The following is a 15,463-nucleotide window of genomic DNA, read 5'->3' as shown; positions in this document are numbered from 1 at the left end:
AAGAAACCGGAATGGTATTGTGAGAAGCGGGCTGGATCGCCATTTGCATGGCGCTTCCCAAGCCCCAAGAGTCAAGTCCCAAGAGAACCGCCAAGCAAAAGGCTACCTCATCCATGCGGAAAAACCTGCTGTTCCCCCTGGGCGCGCTCACCGGAGCGTGTCTGACCCTTCTGGTAGCGAGCCCGCACGGCGGAGTATGGGCGGCACGGGCGGCAGCGAGCGCGGATGATGCCTATTCCCAGCTCAACTTGTTCGGCGCGGTGTTCGAGCGCGTCAAGGCCAGCTATGTCGAGAAGCCTGACAATGCCAAGCTGGTCGAGGGTGCGATCACCGGCATGGTGACCTCGCTCGATCCGCATTCGCGCTACATGAACGCCAAGGCCTGGACCGAGATGCAGGAGACCACCTCCGGCGAGTTCGGCGGCCTCGGCATCGAGGTCACGATGGAGGACGGCCTGGTCAAGGTCGTCTCGCCGATCGACGACACGCCGGCGTCCAAGGCCGGCATCATGTCCGGCGACCTCATCAGCAAGATCGACGGCGAGGCCGTGCAGGGCATGACGCTCGAGCAGGCGGTCAACAAGATGAAGGGACCGGTCGACACCAAGACCAAGCTGACCATCGTGCGCAAGGGCGCGGACGCGCCGCTCGATGTCGCGATCACGCGCGAGATCATCCATGTGCGCCCCGTGCGCTTCCACGTCGAGAACGGCGACATCGGCTATATCCGGATCACCTCCTTCAACGAGCAGACCACCGATGGGCTGAAGAAGGCGATCGCGTCGATCTCCAAGCAGGTCTCGCCGGAGAAGCTCGCAGGCTACGTGCTGGATCTGCGCAACAATCCGGGCGGCCTGCTCGACCAGGCCGTGTCGGTCTCGAGCGCCTTCCTGCAGCGTGGCGAGGTGGTCTCGACCCGCGGCCGCAATCCGGAGGAGACCCAGCGCTTCACCGCGCATGGCGGCGATCTCACCAAGGGCAAGCCGCTCGTGGTGCTGATCAACGGCGGCTCGGCCTCGGCCTCGGAGATCGTGGCCGGTGCACTGCACGATCACAAGCGTGCGACGATCATCGGCACGCGCTCGTTCGGCAAGGGCTCGGTGCAGACCATCATTCCGCTCGGCGCCGGCAATGGCGCGCTGGCGCTGACCACGGCGCGCTACTACACGCCATCAGGCCGCTCGATCCAGGCCCAGGGCATCGCGCCCGATATCGAGATCCTCCAGGACGTGCCGCCCGAGCTGAAGGGCCGGATGGACACCATGGCGGAGTCCCAGATGCGCGGGCATCTGCAAGCCGCCGACGGCACCGAGCAGACCGGATCGCAGTCCTACGTCCCGCCGGAAGAGAAGGACGACAAGGCCCTGCACTCGGCCTATGACTTCCTGCATGGCGTCACCGCGAATGCGGTCGCCGCCAAGCGCGCGACGAAGGCTGCGGTTCCGAACTAATTCCTTGCGACCTCCAGACAATCGCCCGGGCGTGGATGACCACTCCCGGGCGAATTCGTTTGTGGCGCTGCCTCGAAGACCTAACCCGCCTCACGGCGGCGGCTCTCGCTGCCTTCGCGTCGGGCGAGCCGGCTGCGATGCAGCGCGAACAGCTCCAGCATCTTGTCGGCCGGCTTGGCGGCGCTGAACAGATAGCCCTGCATCTCGGAGCAGCCGAGCGTGCGAAGCAGGCGCTGCTGCTCCTCGGTCTCAACGCCCTCGGCCGTGGTGGTCATGCGGCGGGCGGCCGCCAGATTGACGACGGCCTGAACGATGCTGGCGGAGCCGTCGGGGCGGACGATGTCGTCGACGAAACAGCGGTCGATCTTGATCTTGTCGAAGGGGAAGCGGTGCAGATAGCTCAGGGATGAGTAACCGGTGCCGAAATCGTCGAGCGCGATGCGCACGCCGATGGCGCGGAGCTGGTGCAGGATCGCGAGCGCGGCATCGTCGTCGCGGATCAGGACCGCCTCGGTAATCTCGAGCTCGAGCCGGCTCGCCGGCAGGTTCGACGCGGCGAGCGCCGCCATGATCTTCAGCGCCAGCGTGCCGCTCTTGAACTGCACCGGCGAGACGTTGACGGCGAGGCGGATGTCGTCGGGCCAGGTTGCTGCGTCGCGGCAGGCGGTCGCCAGCACCCATTCGCCGATCTCGTTGATCAGGCCGGTGTCCTCGGCAATCGGGATGAATTCGGCCGGCGAGACCCAGCCGCGCTCGGGATGGCGCCAGCGCACCAGCGCCTCGCAGCCGGTGATGCGATCGTCCTTGAGGCCGAGGCAGGGCTGGTAATAGACCTCGAGCCCGCCTTCGAGCCCGCCTTGGACGATGGCGTGGCGCAGGTCGCTCTCGAGCTGGCGGCGCTCGCGGACCTTGGCGTCCATGTCCGGCTCGAAGAAGCGGTAGGTGCGGCGTCCGGCCGACTTGGCCGCGTACATCGCCATGTCTGCGTTCTTCAGGATCTGGTCCAGCGCCGTGCCATGTTCCGGCGCGAGCGCAATGCCGATGCTGGCATCGGTGGTGAGATGGTGGCCCATGCAGTCGAACGGCCTGCGGATGGATTCGAAGACCCGCGCAACGAGCTCGTCGACCTGGTCCAGCGACGTCACCGCGCTCTGGACGATGGCGAATTCGTCGCCGCCGAGCCGCGCCACGAAGTCCGCCGGGCCCGCACAGCGGCGGAGGTTCGCCGCGACCGATTTCAACAGCTCGTCGCCGACGAGATGGCCGAGCGCGTCGTTGACGCCCTTGAACTCGTCGATGTCGATGTAATGCACCGCGATCTGTTCGCCGCCGCCGACCGCAGCTAGCTCGTGGCGCAGATGCTCGTGGAACATGGCGCGGTTGGGCAGGTCCGTCAGCGCGTCGTAATGGGCGAGGTGGGTGATGCGCTCCTCGATGCGCCGGCGCTCGGTAACGTCCTCGTGCGTCGCCACCCAGCCGCCGTCCGCGAGCGGTTCGTTGAGGACCTGGATCGAGCGGCCGTCCGCGGTGTCCACCACCATGGAATTGCGTACATGAATGTCGCGCAGCACGCGTTCGACATACTGATCGACGTCGCCGGTGAACGAGCCGGTCGTCTTGCGATGGGCAATAATGTCGTGGAAGCTGGAGCCGGGCCTCACGATCTCTGCCGACAGTCCGTACATGTCGATGTAGCGCTGGTTGCAGACCACGAGCCGCTGGTCTGCGCCGAACAGCAGCAAGCCCTGGGTCATGTTGTTGACGGCGCGGTCGAGACGCTGCTTCTCCAGCGTCAGCCGTTCGCGCGACAGGCGGTGCTGCTCCAGCAGCTTGCGCACAATCGCGATCAGCACGCCGGCGATGGCGAGTGCCGAAGAGGCGGCGACCGAGATCAGGATGCCGATCTGCTCACGCCAGTCGGTCAGGGCCGCCGCGCGTGTCGTGGTGGCCATCATCAGGATCGGGAAGTGGGGCAGGGCGTGCGAGGCGATCAGGCGGTCCTCGCCATCGACCGGGCTCATGAAGCGTCCGGCGAAATGATCGAGCCCGAAGACCCGCTGCTGCTCGAACGGGCCGGTCTTGAAATTCCGTCCCATCAATTCGCTGGAATGGGGATAGCGGGCGAGCAGCGTGCCGTCCCGATGCAGCATCGAGATCGTCGCGCCTTCGCCGAGCACGACGGACTCGAAGAACTTCTCGAAATTGGCGGGCTCGATGCCGCGCCCGACCACGCCCATGAATTCGCCGTTCGGGCCTACGATCTTGCGAATGATCAGGATGGTCCAGGCGCCGGAGATGCGGCTGTGCAGCGGCTCGATCAGGACATCGGGCGAATAGGGGTCGTATTTGAAGGTGCGGAAATAGGCGCGATCGGCAAGATTCACCTTGGGGGCCGGCCACGCTGTCGACGAGTTGATCAGATTGCCGTCGGCATCGATGACGTTGACGCCGCCCATGTAGGGCAGCGCCTCGATTTTCGAGCGCAGCATCCGATGGATGTCCTGCCCGGAGAGGCGCTTGCGATAGTCATCCGCGCTCGCGATGCCGATCGCGCGGACGTGATCGACGAAATCCTTCTGGATGACCGCGAAATCCTGCAATTGCTGATCGAAATGGTGCGCGAGCAGCAGCACGGTGTTTTCCAGCTCGCGGCCGGAGTTGCGCAGCGCCCGCTCCCGGAAGTTCTGCGCCATCAGGACCGAACCTATGGCGATGGCCGCGATCAGCAGCGTGCCGCCTACCACCAGCCAGCGGATCGGTCCGCTGCGCACGAAGGCCTGGTCAAAGAGGCGACTGCCGAATCTCGTCATCATGCTGGGTCATTGCCGTGCACACCTCAGGATCAATTCTTGGCCCCGATAACATCCGTTGGTTTACGGGAACGGTGTGGAGGCAAAGTTAGGAATCGCGGTTAACGCAACGTAAATGGCTGCGCACAAAGGCAATCGATGTGCGCCGCGCAAGAGTGGTTCGTTGAAGCAAGCGCGCTTCAGGCGCGGTAATGGCCGGACTTGCCGCCGAGCTTCTCGACCAGATGGATGCCCTCGATGCGCACGCCGCGCTCGACCGCCTTGATCATGTCGTAGATGGTGAGGCAGGCGACCGAGACGGCCGTGAGCGCCTCCATCTCGACGCCGGTCGGGCCCGTGACCTTCACGCTGGCGCGAACGAGGCAGCCCGGCAGTTTTGCGTCCGGCTCGATGTCGACCGTGACCTTCGACAGCGCGAGTGGATGGCAGAGCGGGATCAGCTCGGAAGTGCGCTTGGCGGCCATGATGCCGGCGATGCGCGCGGTGCCGAGCACGTCGCCTTTCTTGGCGTTGCCGGACACGATCAGGTCGAGCGTTGCCTTGGTCATGACGACGCGGCCTTCCGCGACCGCGAGCCGCTCGGTCGCGGGCTTGTCCGAGACGTCGACCATCCGCGCCTCGCCGGAGGCACCGATATGGGTGAGGGCGGGGCCGGCCTTGGATTTGGCCGCCTTCGTCTTCGCAGGCTTGCGCGCCATGTCAGCGGGTGCCCGTCGCGCGCGCCGTCGTCTCGCGCGCGAGCAGTGCGCGGGTCGCCGCGGTGACGTCGGCCTGTCGCATCAGGCTCTCGCCGACCAGGAACGTCGACATGCCGACGCGCTCGAGCCGGGCGAGATCTTCTGGCGTGAAGATACCGCTCTCGCCGACCATCAGCCGGTCACCGGGGATCAGCGGTGCCAGCGCCTCGCTGGTCGCCAGTGTGGTCTCGAAGGTGCGCAAATTGCGGTTGTTGACGCCGATCATCGGCGACCGCAGCCTCAGCGCCCGGTCGAGCTCGGCGCGGTCGTGGATCTCGATCAGCACATCCATGCCACAGGCGATGGCAGCATCTTCGATATCCCTGGCAGCGGCGTCATCGAGCGCTGCCATGATGATCAGGATGCAGTCGGCGCCATGCGCGCGCGCCTCGACCACCTGATAGGTGTCGAACATGAAATCCTTGCGCAGCACCGGCAGCGACGTTGCCGCGCGCGCCGCCACCATGAAATCGAGATGGCCCTGGAACGACGGCGTGTCGGTCAGCACCGAAAGGCAGGCGGCGCCACCCGCCTCATAGGCTTTTGCGAGGGCCGGCGGGTCGAAATCGGCGCGAATGAGACCCTTGGAGGGCGAGGCCTTCTTGATCTCGGCGATCAGGGCGTAGTCGCCATCGGCAAGCTTGCTCTTGATCGCACGCAGGAAGCCACGCGGCGCGGAGGCAGCCTTGGCATGCGCCTCCACGGCGGAGAGCGGACGTGTCCGCTTCGCTGCCGCGATCTCCTCGCGCTTATAGGTCTCGATCTTGGTCAGTATGTCGGACATGCGCAATTCAGCTGTTGGAGACCGTGACCAGGTGCTTCAGCTTCGCCTTGGCCGCGCCGCTGTCGATGGAGCGGGCGCCGATCACGACGCCTTCCTTGAGGTCCTTGGCGCGGCCGGCCACGACCAGCGCGGCGGCGGCGTTGATCAGCGCCACGTCGCGATACGGGCTCGGCTTGCCGTCGAGCACGCTTTGCAGCGCGATCGCATTGGCATCGGCGTCACCGCCTTTGAGCGCACCAGCCTCGCAACGCGAGAGCCCGGCTTCCTCCGGCGTCACCTCGAAATTCCGGATCTCGCCATTGTGGAGCGCGGAGACGAAGGTCGGGCCGGTGAGGGTGATCTCGTCGAGACCGTCGGAGCCGTGCACCACCCAGGCGGATTCCGAGCCGAGGTTCTTCAGCACCTGCGCCAGCGGCTGCACCCATTGCCTTGAGAACACGCCGACCATCTGCCGCTTCACGCCGGCCGGATTGGACAGGGGGCCGAGCAGATTGAAGATCGTGCGCGTCGCAAGCTCGACCCGGGTCGGGCCGACATTCTTCATGGCGGGATGGTGGGCGGGGGCGAACATGAAGCCGATGCCGCATTCGCGCACGCAGCGTCCGACCTGCTCCGGCTTGAGATCGATCTTCACCCCGAGCGAAGCCAGCACGTCGGCGGCGCCCGAGCGCGACGACAGCGCGCGGTTGCCGTGCTTGGCCACGGGCATGCCGGCGCCCGAAACGATGAAGGCGGCGCAGGTCGAGACGTTGACCGAGCCAGAACCGTCGCCGCCGGTGCCGACGATGTCGACGGCATCGGGCGGCGCCGTCACGGTCAGCATCTTGGAGCGCATCGCCGCAACAGCACCGGTGATCTCGTCCACGGTCTCGCCGCGCACCCGCAGTGCCATCAAGAGGCCGCCCATCTGCGAGGGCGTGGCCTCGCCGGACATCATGGCATCGAAGGCGGAAGCGGCTTCGTCACGCGACAGGCTGGCGCCGGTCGCCACTTTTCCAATGATTGATTTCAGGTCGTCCATCGCGTGCTTTCAACTCACTGGTTCGCGCCGGTCACCTGCGCGAAGGCGGCCTGATTAATGGTGGTCCCGATGTCGGTTTCAAGCTTGTTGACGTAGGAAGCGACCTGCTCCTCGGTCTGGGCCCGGTCGAGGCTCTCCTTCAGCTTCTTGACCGCGTCGGAGGCAAAGTCGGCCGCGGGATCGACGATGTCGGTGACGCGGAAGACGATGACCTCGCTGCCGCCGCTCACTTGCGTCTGTCCGACGCCGTCCTTGGCTGTGCGGAACGCGGCCGACACGACGGTGGCGGGCACGCCGGCGGGCGAGTCGTCGCGCTTGAAGCCGGTCGCGGTCTCGACCTTGGCGCCGAGCGCGGCGGCCTCGTCAGCGAGCTTGCCGCCCGCTTCGAGCTTCTGCACCATCTCCGTCGCCTTGGCCTTCAGCTTGGTCGCGATCTGGTCCTGCCGCCAGCGCGCCTCGACTTGGTCGCGGACCTCGTCGAGATTGCGGTCGCGCGAGGGCGTGATGGCGAGCACGTCGTACCAGACATAGCCGCCCTTGAACGAGATGGCGTCGTTGTCGACACCGACATCGGTGTTGAAGGCCTGCGACACCACGTCGAGGCCTTGCGGGATGTTGGCGACCGGCTGGCCGTTCGGGGCGCGGCCGGAGCGGTCGACGGCGTCGATGGTCACCGCGGTGAGGCCGAGCTTCTGCGCCGCGTCGATCACGCTGGAGCCGCCGCCGCGCTCGTCTTCCATCTTGTCGCGGAGATCGTTGACCTTGACGCGCGCGCGCTCGGTCGCGATCTCGCGCTTGATGTCGCCGGCAAGCTTGGCGTAGTCGGCCTCGATGCCCGGCTCGATCTTGTCGACCTTGACGATGGAGGTGCCGAGAGCGCCCTGGATCGGCTGGCTGATCTCACCGGCCGGAAGCTTGAAGGCGGCATCGCCAACCGCGGGGTCGAGCGAAGACTTGGTCACGAGGCCGAGGTCGACGTCGGAGGCACTCAGCCCGCGCTCCTTGCCGAGATCCTCGAACGACATTCCGCCGGCGAGCCGCTCGCGCGCGGCCTGTGCCTCCGCGGCATTGGGAAATACGATCTGGTGGATCTGGCGCTTCTCCGGCGTGCCGAGCCGGTCCTTGCGCTGCTCGAACACCTTCTTTGCGTCCTCGTCGGAGACCTCGGTCCACTTGCCGATCTCTTCCGGCGAGATCACGACGAAGGCGATCTTGCGGTATTCGGGCGCGCGGAACTGGACCTTGTGATCCTCGAAATAGGTGGCGAGGGCTTCGGGCGAGGGTGCGTCGATGGTGCCTGCCTGCGCGGCGTCGAGCTTGACGAATTCAATCGCGCGCTGCTCGTTCTGAAAGCGTGTCAGCACGTCGATCATGGCCTTCGGCGGCTCCAGGCCGGCGCCGATCGTGCCGGTGATCTGGCGGCGCAGCGACACCTTGCGCTGCTCGGCGACGTAGCGCTGCTCGGTATAGCCGAAATTGCGGATCACAGCCTGGAAGCGGTTGGCATCGAAATTGCCGCCGACGCCCTTGAAGTTGGGATCGTTCATGATGACCTGGCGGATCTGCTCGTCGGATTGGCCGAGCCCGAGCCGGCGCGCCTCTTCGTCGAGGGCAGCTTCCGCGATGGTCTGCTGGAGCACCTGGCGGTCGAGGCCGAAGGCGCGCGCCTGGTCGGGCGTGAGCGGGCGGCCGAACTGGCGGCTGATCTGCTGCAGGCGGTCGGTGTAGATCTGCCGGAACTCGTTCAGCGAAATCTCCGTGCTGCCGACCTTGGCCACCGTGGACTGCCCGAACCCGCGGAAGATGTCGGCGATGCCCCAAATGCCGAAACTGACGATCAACACGCCCATCACCACGGCCATAATGGTCTTGCCGAGCCAGTTTGATGAGGCCTTGCGCATTCCTCGAAGCATTTGGTCCAACTTGTTTGGTCAGGAGGGGAACGGAGCGCGTCTTAATGCAGATTCCGCAAAAGCGCGTCACCAAATTGATAGATCATCATAAAGTGGCGGCTTTCCCCCCGCAACCTTGCCTCAGGTCCCACTTGAGACCTGCGGTTAAAGGCCTCTAGGTCTGGAACTGCCGCGACAGCTCTGCTAGCGCATGCACAAACCTCATTTTGCTGGACTCCGACATGACCGACGCCATCCGACCGCTGATCGCCGGCAATTGGAAAATGAACGGCCTGAAGGCCCAGGCTGCCGAATTCGACGCCATGCTCAACGGTGCGGCAGACGTGGCCGGCAAGGCCGACCTGCTGGTCTGCCCGCCGGCGACACTGATTGCGGCGTTCGCCGAGAAGGCACGTGGTAAGACGGTCGCCGTAGGGGCCCAGGACTGCCACCCCAAGGCCTCTGGCGCCCATACCGGCGATATCGCCGCCGAAATGCTGGTGGATGCGGGCGCAACCGCCATCATCGTCGGCCATTCCGAGCGCCGCGCCGACCACGGCGAGGGCGATGCGCTGATCCGGCAGAAGGCCGAGGCAGCCTGGCGCGCCGGGGCGACGGCGATCGTCTGCATCGGCGAGACGCAAGGCCAGCGCGACGCCGGCCAGACCCTGGACATCGTGCGCGGCCAACTCGACGGCTCACTGCCTGATAGCTCGACCGCGGCCAATCTGGTCGTGGCCTATGAGCCGGTCTGGGCAATTGGCACTGGGCTGACGCCCACAGCCAAGGATGTCGAGCAGATTCATGGCTTTATTCGGGAACTCCTGACCTCCAGGTTCAAGGGCGAGGGGGCCAAGATGCGGATTCTCTACGGCGGCTCGGTCAAGCCCTCGAATGCAGCCGAACTGATGGCGGTCAAGAACGTCAACGGCGCGCTGGTCGGCGGCGCTAGCCTGAAAGCGGCCGATTTCCTTGCCATCGCCAAAGGCTGTCCTTAGCTAACCCAAAGCGTTGATCCGGACCCGATCGGGGGTGGCAATACCCCTCCCGATCGTGTAACACCGCGCAACTTCAGGAAAACCCGCGAAGCGCGATTGGCCGCCCTCAGGCGCCGCCCGCTTGTGACGGAAGGATATTATGCAGACCGTTGTCATCGTCATCCACCTCATGATCGTCGCCGTCATGATCGGTGCCGTGCTGCTCCAGAAGTCGGAAGGCGGCGGGCTTGGCATGGGCGGAGGCGCGGGCTTCATGTCGAGCCGCGGCACTGCGAACCTTTTGACGCGGACCACTGCGATCCTGGCCGTCGGCTTCTTCCTCACCAGCCTGTTCTTGTCCTGGTACGCCGGCTACGACCGCAAGCCGTCGTCGATCATCGGCCAGCCGTCGCAGACCCAGCCGGCCGGCGGATCGCCAATCGCGCCGCCGACCTCGGGCGGCATCCTGGATTCGCTGAAGAAGGTCGACGAGCAGCAGCAGAACCAGGCGCCCGCCGGCCCGCAGGTACCGCGCTCGCAATAAAGCAGAGGGGCCATGCAGGGCGGCTTCTACCGCCCTGCATCAAAAATCCCCATCAAGGCACTGTCACCACTCTTAGTTTTGGCTCACCCACAGGCCCGCAAAATCTTTGGGGCGGAATACGAATCGCTTTGGCGAATCGTATTTAGGGGATTAGAGGTTAAGTCCCATGGCGCGGTACATATTCATCACCGGCGGCGTGGTTTCCTCGCTCGGCAAGGGTCTGGCTTCGGCGGCACTGGGTGCCCTGCTGCAGGCCCGGGGCTACAAGGTCCGCCTCCGCAAGCTCGACCCCTATCTCAACCTCGATCCCGGAACGATGTCGCCGTATCAGCACGGCGAAGTGTTCGTGACCGATGACGGCGCGGAGACTGATCTCGATCTCGGTCACTACGAGCGCTTCACCGGGCGGCCTGCGACCAAGGCCGACAACATCACGACCGGCCGGATCTACCAGGACATCATCTCCAAGGAGCGCCGCGGCGATTATCTCGGCGCGACCATCCAGGTGGTTCCGCACGTCACCAACGCGATCAAGGAATTCGTCCTCGACGGCAACGACGATTACGACTTCGTGCTGGTCGAAATCGGCGGCACCGTCGGCGACATCGAGGGCCTGCCGTTCTTCGAGGCGATCCGCCAGCTCAAGAACGAGCTGCCGCGCGATCATGCCGTCTACATCCATCTGACGCTGCTGCCGTACATCCCGAGCGCCGGCGAGCTCAAGACCAAGCCGACGCAGCACTCGGTCAAGGAGCTGCGCTCGATCGGCATCCAGCCGGACATCCTGCTCTGCCGCACCGACCGCGAGATCCCGAAGGAAGAGCGGCGCAAGCTCGGGCTGTTCTGCAACGTGCGCGAAAGCGCCGTGATCGAGGCGCGCGACGTCGACAACATCTATGCGGTTCCCGAGGCCTATCACAATGCGGGCCTCGACGACGAAGTGCTTGCCGCCTTCGGCATCGCCTCGCGGATTCCGCCGGAGTTGCGCAGCTGGCAAGAGATCAACGAGCGTATCCGCAACCCCGAGGGCAACGTCACCATCGCCATCGTCGGCAAATACACCGGCATGAAGGATGCGTATAAGTCGCTGATCGAGGCGCTGTCGCATGGCGGCATCGCCAACAAGGTGAAGGTCAATCTCGATTGGATCGAGAGCGAGATCTTCGAGAAGGAAGATCCAGCGCCATTCCTCGAGCACGTCAACGGCATCCTGGTGCCGGGCGGTTTCGGCCAGCGCGGGGCGGAGGGCAAGATCAAGGCGGCGCAGTTCGCGCGCGAGCGCGACGTGCCGTATTTCGGCATCTGCTTCGGCATGCAGATGGCGGTGATCGAGGCCGCGCGAAACCTCGTCGGCATCGAGGACGCCAACTCCACCGAGTTCGGCCCGACCAAGGAGCCGCTGGTCGGCCTGATGACGGAATGGTTGCGCGGCAACGAGCTCGAGAAGCGCTCGCAGGCGGGCGACCTCGGCGGCACGATGCGGCTGGGCGCCTATCCGGCGACGCTCAATCGCGGCAGCCGCGTCTCGCAGGTCTATGGCGGCGCCACCGAAATCTCCGAGCGTCACCGCCATCGCTACGAGGTCAACACCGCCTACAAGGACCGCCTCGAGCAGCATGGCCTGAAATTCTCAGGGCTGTCGCCGGACGGCGTGCTGCCTGAAATCGTCGAGTACGAGGATCATCCCTGGTTCATCGGCGTCCAGTTCCACCCCGAACTGAAGTCGCGGCCCTTCGAGCCGCACCCGCTGTTCGCCTCGTTCATTCAGGCGGCGATGGTGCAGAGCCGGTTGGTCTGACGGCTCAACGCGCGGCGGAGTGGTCGCGCGCGTGATGCATCGGCTTCAACGCCACCCGCGCTGACGGTTCGGGCGCAAGCGATCCCGTGATCAACTTCACCTGTGGCCGCCGCGTCAGCCTGTAGACAGCGGCCGGCGGGACGTTCAGCAGCGCCCGATCCACCAGTTTAGCGCGCAGGCCCAGCCGGTCGAGCACGGGCCGCGGCACCGGGCAGCTCATGCCGTAGGTGAACTGGTAGAAGGCGCCGCCTGGGCGGATGTAGCTGAATGCCCCACTGACGATCGAGACGACCTTGCGCATGGACATGTTGAGCAGAGGCAATCCGCTGACCACGGCCCCGACCGGGGCGCCGTCATAAAGGCGATGCGTGGTGAGCCTCGCCGCGTCCATCCACAGCACGCGTGCGCCGGGAAAGCGGATCTGCAGCAGCTTCATGAAATCGGAGCCGTATTCGACCAGCGTGAGGTCTTCTTGACGCACGCCGCGCTTCAGCAGCTTGTAGGTGAACGCGCCGGTGCCGGGCCCGAGCTCGAGGATGGGGCCGGTCGATGCGTCGATCTCGCGCGTGATGAGGTCCGCCAGTGCCGCGCTCGACGGTGCGACCGCGCCGACCCGACGCGGGGCCGACATCCAGGCGAGGAAGAACGAGAGAAAATCGTTGGGCATGCGCGCTCCGGCATTTTGATTTGCACCTCCAAGGAGGTGCGACGCATGCAGTGTTGCGGGAGCGCATTGCGACAGCATTGCGCCGGGGGAAGCGAATGCGGATTGAATCAATTCTGCCTGACTTCGGGTAGCGTCATCCGGAAGCAGGCGCCGCCCTCCGGTCCGTCCGCCACCGAAACGTGGCCGCCATGCAGTTGCACTATCTCGCGCACCATGTTGAGGCCGAGGCCGGCACCGCGATCGAGCGGCGCCAGCCGATAGAATGGCTCGAAGATTTGCTCGCGCTGATCGGCGGGAATTCCGGCGCCTTCATCCGTGACCTCGATGCTCGCGGGCCTGCCGACGCGAATCCCGATCGTGCCGCGGCGCGGGCCATGCTGGATCGCATTCTGCACGAGATTGGTCAGCGCGCGCTCCAGGGCCGCCGCATCGCCGATCGTCTCGACCGGTGTCGACGGCGCATCGAGCGCCAGCTCGTAGCCGGCGGCAATCGCCAGCGGCGCGAGGTCGGCGGCGACGCTTTGCGCAACGGCGGCGAGATTGACGCGCGTGAAAGGATGGCCGCAGCGGTCGAGTCGCTGGATATCGAGCAATTGCTCGGCAAGCGTCGCCAGCCGCGCGGCATCCTCCAGCAGGCGATTCTTGTCCGGCCCAGAGGCAAGTGACTCCAGGCGCGTGTTCAGGATTGCGATCGGCGTGCGCAGCTCATGCGCGGCGTCCGCGACGAAGCGCTTGTGGCGGGCATAGCCCTGGTCGAGCCGCGCCAGCGCGTCGTTGATCGCGGTCACGAGCGGCACGACCTCCAGCGGAATCCGTTCTATCGGGAGCCGCGCGCCGCGCTGATGGATGTCGATGCGCCGCGCCTCGTCCGCCGCGGTATCGAGCCCCCTGAACGCGCGCCGTACGATCATGGGCGTTGCGATGAACGTCGCCGTTCCCATCAGGAGCAGGCCGGGCAGGGCGATGCCGAGGAACGCAAGCGATGTCGTGACCAGTGCCTTGGCGCCGGTCAGGCGTCCTTGTGTCGCCGTGATCACCTGCACGTTGCCCACATCGGTGTCGACCCTCTTCATCCGCGCCGCCGGCTTGCGCGGATCGTCCTCGAACAGCTGCCAGCCGAGCCGCGCCTGGCTGATCTGGTCGAGGCCACCGCCGATCGCGGCAAATTCGGCCGGCACGGTGCCTTCGCTGAGGAAGCGACCCTGCCGGTCGCGCACCAGGAACCAGAGGTCCGGCGTCTCGCTGCGCAACTGCTGCAGCTCGGCCGTCGGCCGCAAGCCCAGTCCACCTTGCGCGTCGCGCGTGAGCGCGCGCTGGACGACATCGATGACGTGGTCCTCGTCGCGCTCGGCCAGCACGAAGCCGGAGGCGCAAAGCCCGGCCAGGACGACTGCAACCAGCGCGACCAGGATCGCGGCCTGAAGCGAGAGCAGCCGCCAGCTCAAGCGCGAGCGCAGGCAATAGGGATCGTCGTGTTTGCTCATATCAGCTTCTTCAGGCTGGCAGCTTCTTGAGGAGATAGCCGACGCCGCGAATACCGTGGATCTCGATGCCCGCGTCGGCTTCCGCGAGCTTTCGCCGCAGCCGGGAGACATGCGTGTCGAGCGCGTTGGACTGGATCTCGTCGTCGAAATTGTAGACCGCCTCTTCCAGCGCCGAGCGCAGCACGGTCCGGCCCATGCGACGGACCAAGGCTTCAAGCACCAAGAGCTCGCGGCGCGGCAGCTCGAACGGCTGGCCGTCGATGCTGGCTTCGCGATGACTGAGGTCGAAGGCGAGGCGGCCCGCGTGGATGACATCGGGGGAAAGGCCGGCGGGGCGGCGCAGCACGGCCCGCAGTCGCGCCAGCAGCTCCTCGACGGCAAACGGTTTTGCCAGATAGTCGTCGGCGCCGCCGTCGAGCCCGGCGATGCGGTCGGCAAGCTCCCCGCGCGCAGTCAGGACGATGATCGGCACGCCGTCGGCGCGCGCGCGGAGCTTTGGGATCAAGGCGAGGCCATCACCGTCAGGAAGCTGGCGGTCGAGCAGGACCGCGGCATGGACGTCCGCGGAGATGGCCTCCTCCGCCTCGGCGAGCGTCGGCGCGTGGTCCACCACCATGTCGTAGCGCTTCAGCGCCGAGGCCAGCGCGCCGGCCATCTCCGCTTCATCCTCGACCAGCAAAATCCGCATGTAAGGGCACCTGAACCGCAACCGAGCCTTTGTAGCGGCCCGATCATTGCGGCAGCATTGCGGGAGTCTGATGCAGCGGCGGAAGCTCAAGCCATGCACAGAACGCCACAGGGGGCCGACGGGTAGGGCTCAAGACACCGCCGGGGTCGCCAGCTATAACCCCCGGGCCTGTTCAGGGAGAAACATGAATGATCTACGAAATGCGCCAGTATCGCTGCGTGCCCGGCCGCCTGCCGGCGCTCTTGAAGCGGTTCGAGACCGCCACGCTGAAAATTTGGGAGAAGCACGGCATCAAGCAGGCCGGGTTCTTCACCACGCTGATCGGCGAATCCAACCAGGAGCTGACCTATTTCCTGGCCTGGGATTCGCTCGCCGAGCGCGAGAAGAAGTGGGGCGCGTTCGCGACCGACCCGGACTGGCTTGAGGCGCGGGCGAAGTCGGAGGCCGATGGCCAGATCGTCGCCAACATCGTCAGCCAGATCCTGGCGCCGACCGCCTTCTCGGCGGTGAAGTAGCGGCGGCGGGCAGGGAACCCTGGCGCAACCCTGATATTCGAACGGCCCGGGCCTAATAGGGTTGATCCGACCCTCATGGCGGCTATGGTCGCGCC

General features: G+C 65.7%; 13 protein-coding genes. 5 read left to right on the top strand and 8 right to left on the bottom strand.

The features are described from left to right. Positions 1 to 113: 113 nt before the first annotated feature. Positions 114 to 1,451, top strand: coding sequence for a S41 family peptidase (locus tag YU9_RS0119730; protein WP_027574378.1), 1,338 nt, complete (start codon positions 114 to 116; stop codon positions 1,449 to 1,451). A gap of 80 nt (positions 1,452 to 1,531) precedes the next feature. Here the strand turns inward: YU9_RS0119730 and YU9_RS0119725 are convergent, their stop codons facing one another. The 5 genes from YU9_RS0119725 to YU9_RS0119705 form a co-directional block, all read right to left on the bottom strand. Continuing rightward, on the bottom strand, positions 1,532 to 4,264 hold the full coding sequence (locus tag YU9_RS0119725; RefSeq protein WP_027574377.1) for an EAL domain-containing protein: 2,733 nt from the start codon (positions 4,262 to 4,264) through the stop codon (positions 1,532 to 1,534). A 176-nt stretch (positions 4,265 to 4,440) separates the two neighbouring features. Continuing rightward, a complete protein-coding gene (gene moaC, locus YU9_RS0119720; RefSeq protein WP_027574376.1) occupies positions 4,441 to 4,959 on the bottom strand; it encodes a cyclic pyranopterin monophosphate synthase MoaC in 519 nt (172 codons plus the stop codon). Between the two features lies 1 nt (position 4,960). Continuing rightward, the gene (trpC, locus tag YU9_RS0119715) at positions 4,961 to 5,782 is read right to left on the bottom strand and encodes an indole-3-glycerol phosphate synthase TrpC (protein WP_027574375.1); all 822 of its coding nucleotides are present in this window, start codon (positions 5,780 to 5,782) and stop codon (positions 4,961 to 4,963) included. A gap of 7 nt (positions 5,783 to 5,789) precedes the next feature. Further along, a complete protein-coding gene (trpD, locus tag YU9_RS0119710) occupies positions 5,790 to 6,803 on the bottom strand; it encodes an anthranilate phosphoribosyltransferase (RefSeq protein WP_027574374.1) in 1,014 nt (337 codons plus the stop codon). 14 nt (positions 6,804 to 6,817) lie between these two features. Then, positions 6,818 to 8,716: a peptidylprolyl isomerase gene (locus YU9_RS0119705; RefSeq protein ID WP_027574373.1), complete on the bottom strand. Its 1,899-nt coding sequence runs from the start codon at positions 8,714 to 8,716 to the stop codon at positions 6,818 to 6,820. Between the two features lie 221 nt (positions 8,717 to 8,937). Between YU9_RS0119705 and tpiA the strand changes: the two genes are divergently transcribed. From tpiA to YU9_RS0119690, 3 genes are all read left to right on the top strand, one after another. Then, positions 8,938 to 9,693 (top strand): triose-phosphate isomerase, encoded by a 756-nt coding sequence (gene tpiA, locus YU9_RS0119700; RefSeq protein WP_027574372.1) that lies wholly within the window; start codon positions 8,938 to 8,940, stop codon positions 9,691 to 9,693. Between the two features lie 139 nt (positions 9,694 to 9,832). Next, entirely contained in the window at positions 9,833 to 10,216 is a 384-nt protein-coding gene (gene secG, locus YU9_RS0119695) for a preprotein translocase subunit SecG (RefSeq protein ID WP_027574371.1), read from the top strand. A 166-nt stretch (positions 10,217 to 10,382) separates the two neighbouring features. Continuing rightward, positions 10,383 to 12,014, top strand: coding sequence for a CTP synthase (locus YU9_RS0119690; protein WP_027574370.1), 1,632 nt, complete (start codon positions 10,383 to 10,385; stop codon positions 12,012 to 12,014). Between the two features lie 4 nt (positions 12,015 to 12,018). On the opposite strand, the gene YU9_RS0119685 is transcribed toward YU9_RS0119690, so the two are convergent. The 3 genes from YU9_RS0119685 to YU9_RS0119675 all read right to left on the bottom strand — a co-directional run bounded on the left by YU9_RS0119685 (position 12,019) and on the right by YU9_RS0119675 (position 14,853). Then, positions 12,019 to 12,681 (bottom strand): class I SAM-dependent methyltransferase, encoded by a 663-nt coding sequence (locus YU9_RS0119685; RefSeq protein WP_027574369.1) that lies wholly within the window; start codon positions 12,679 to 12,681, stop codon positions 12,019 to 12,021. A gap of 107 nt (positions 12,682 to 12,788) precedes the next feature. Further along, positions 12,789 to 14,165 carry a HAMP domain-containing sensor histidine kinase gene (locus tag YU9_RS0119680; RefSeq protein WP_027574368.1) on the bottom strand — a complete coding sequence of 459 codons (1,377 nt, stop codon included), beginning with the start codon at positions 14,163 to 14,165 and terminating at the stop codon, positions 12,789 to 12,791. Between the two features lie 10 nt (positions 14,166 to 14,175). After that, entirely contained in the window at positions 14,176 to 14,853 is a 678-nt protein-coding gene (locus YU9_RS0119675) for a response regulator transcription factor (RefSeq protein WP_027574367.1), read from the bottom strand. Between the two features lie 188 nt (positions 14,854 to 15,041). Between YU9_RS0119675 and YU9_RS0119670 the strand changes: the two genes are divergently transcribed. Next, positions 15,042 to 15,368 carry an NIPSNAP family protein gene (locus YU9_RS0119670; RefSeq protein ID WP_027574366.1) on the top strand — a complete coding sequence of 109 codons (327 nt, stop codon included), beginning with the start codon at positions 15,042 to 15,044 and terminating at the stop codon, positions 15,366 to 15,368. Positions 15,369 to 15,463: the final 95 nt, after the last annotated feature.

This window comes from Bradyrhizobium sp. WSM1743 (genome assembly GCF_000473065.1).
Classification (GTDB): Bacteria; Pseudomonadota; Alphaproteobacteria; order Rhizobiales; family Xanthobacteraceae; genus Bradyrhizobium.
The sequence above is the reverse complement of the archived record's forward strand: the minus strand, read 5'-3'. Positions and strand labels throughout refer to the sequence as shown.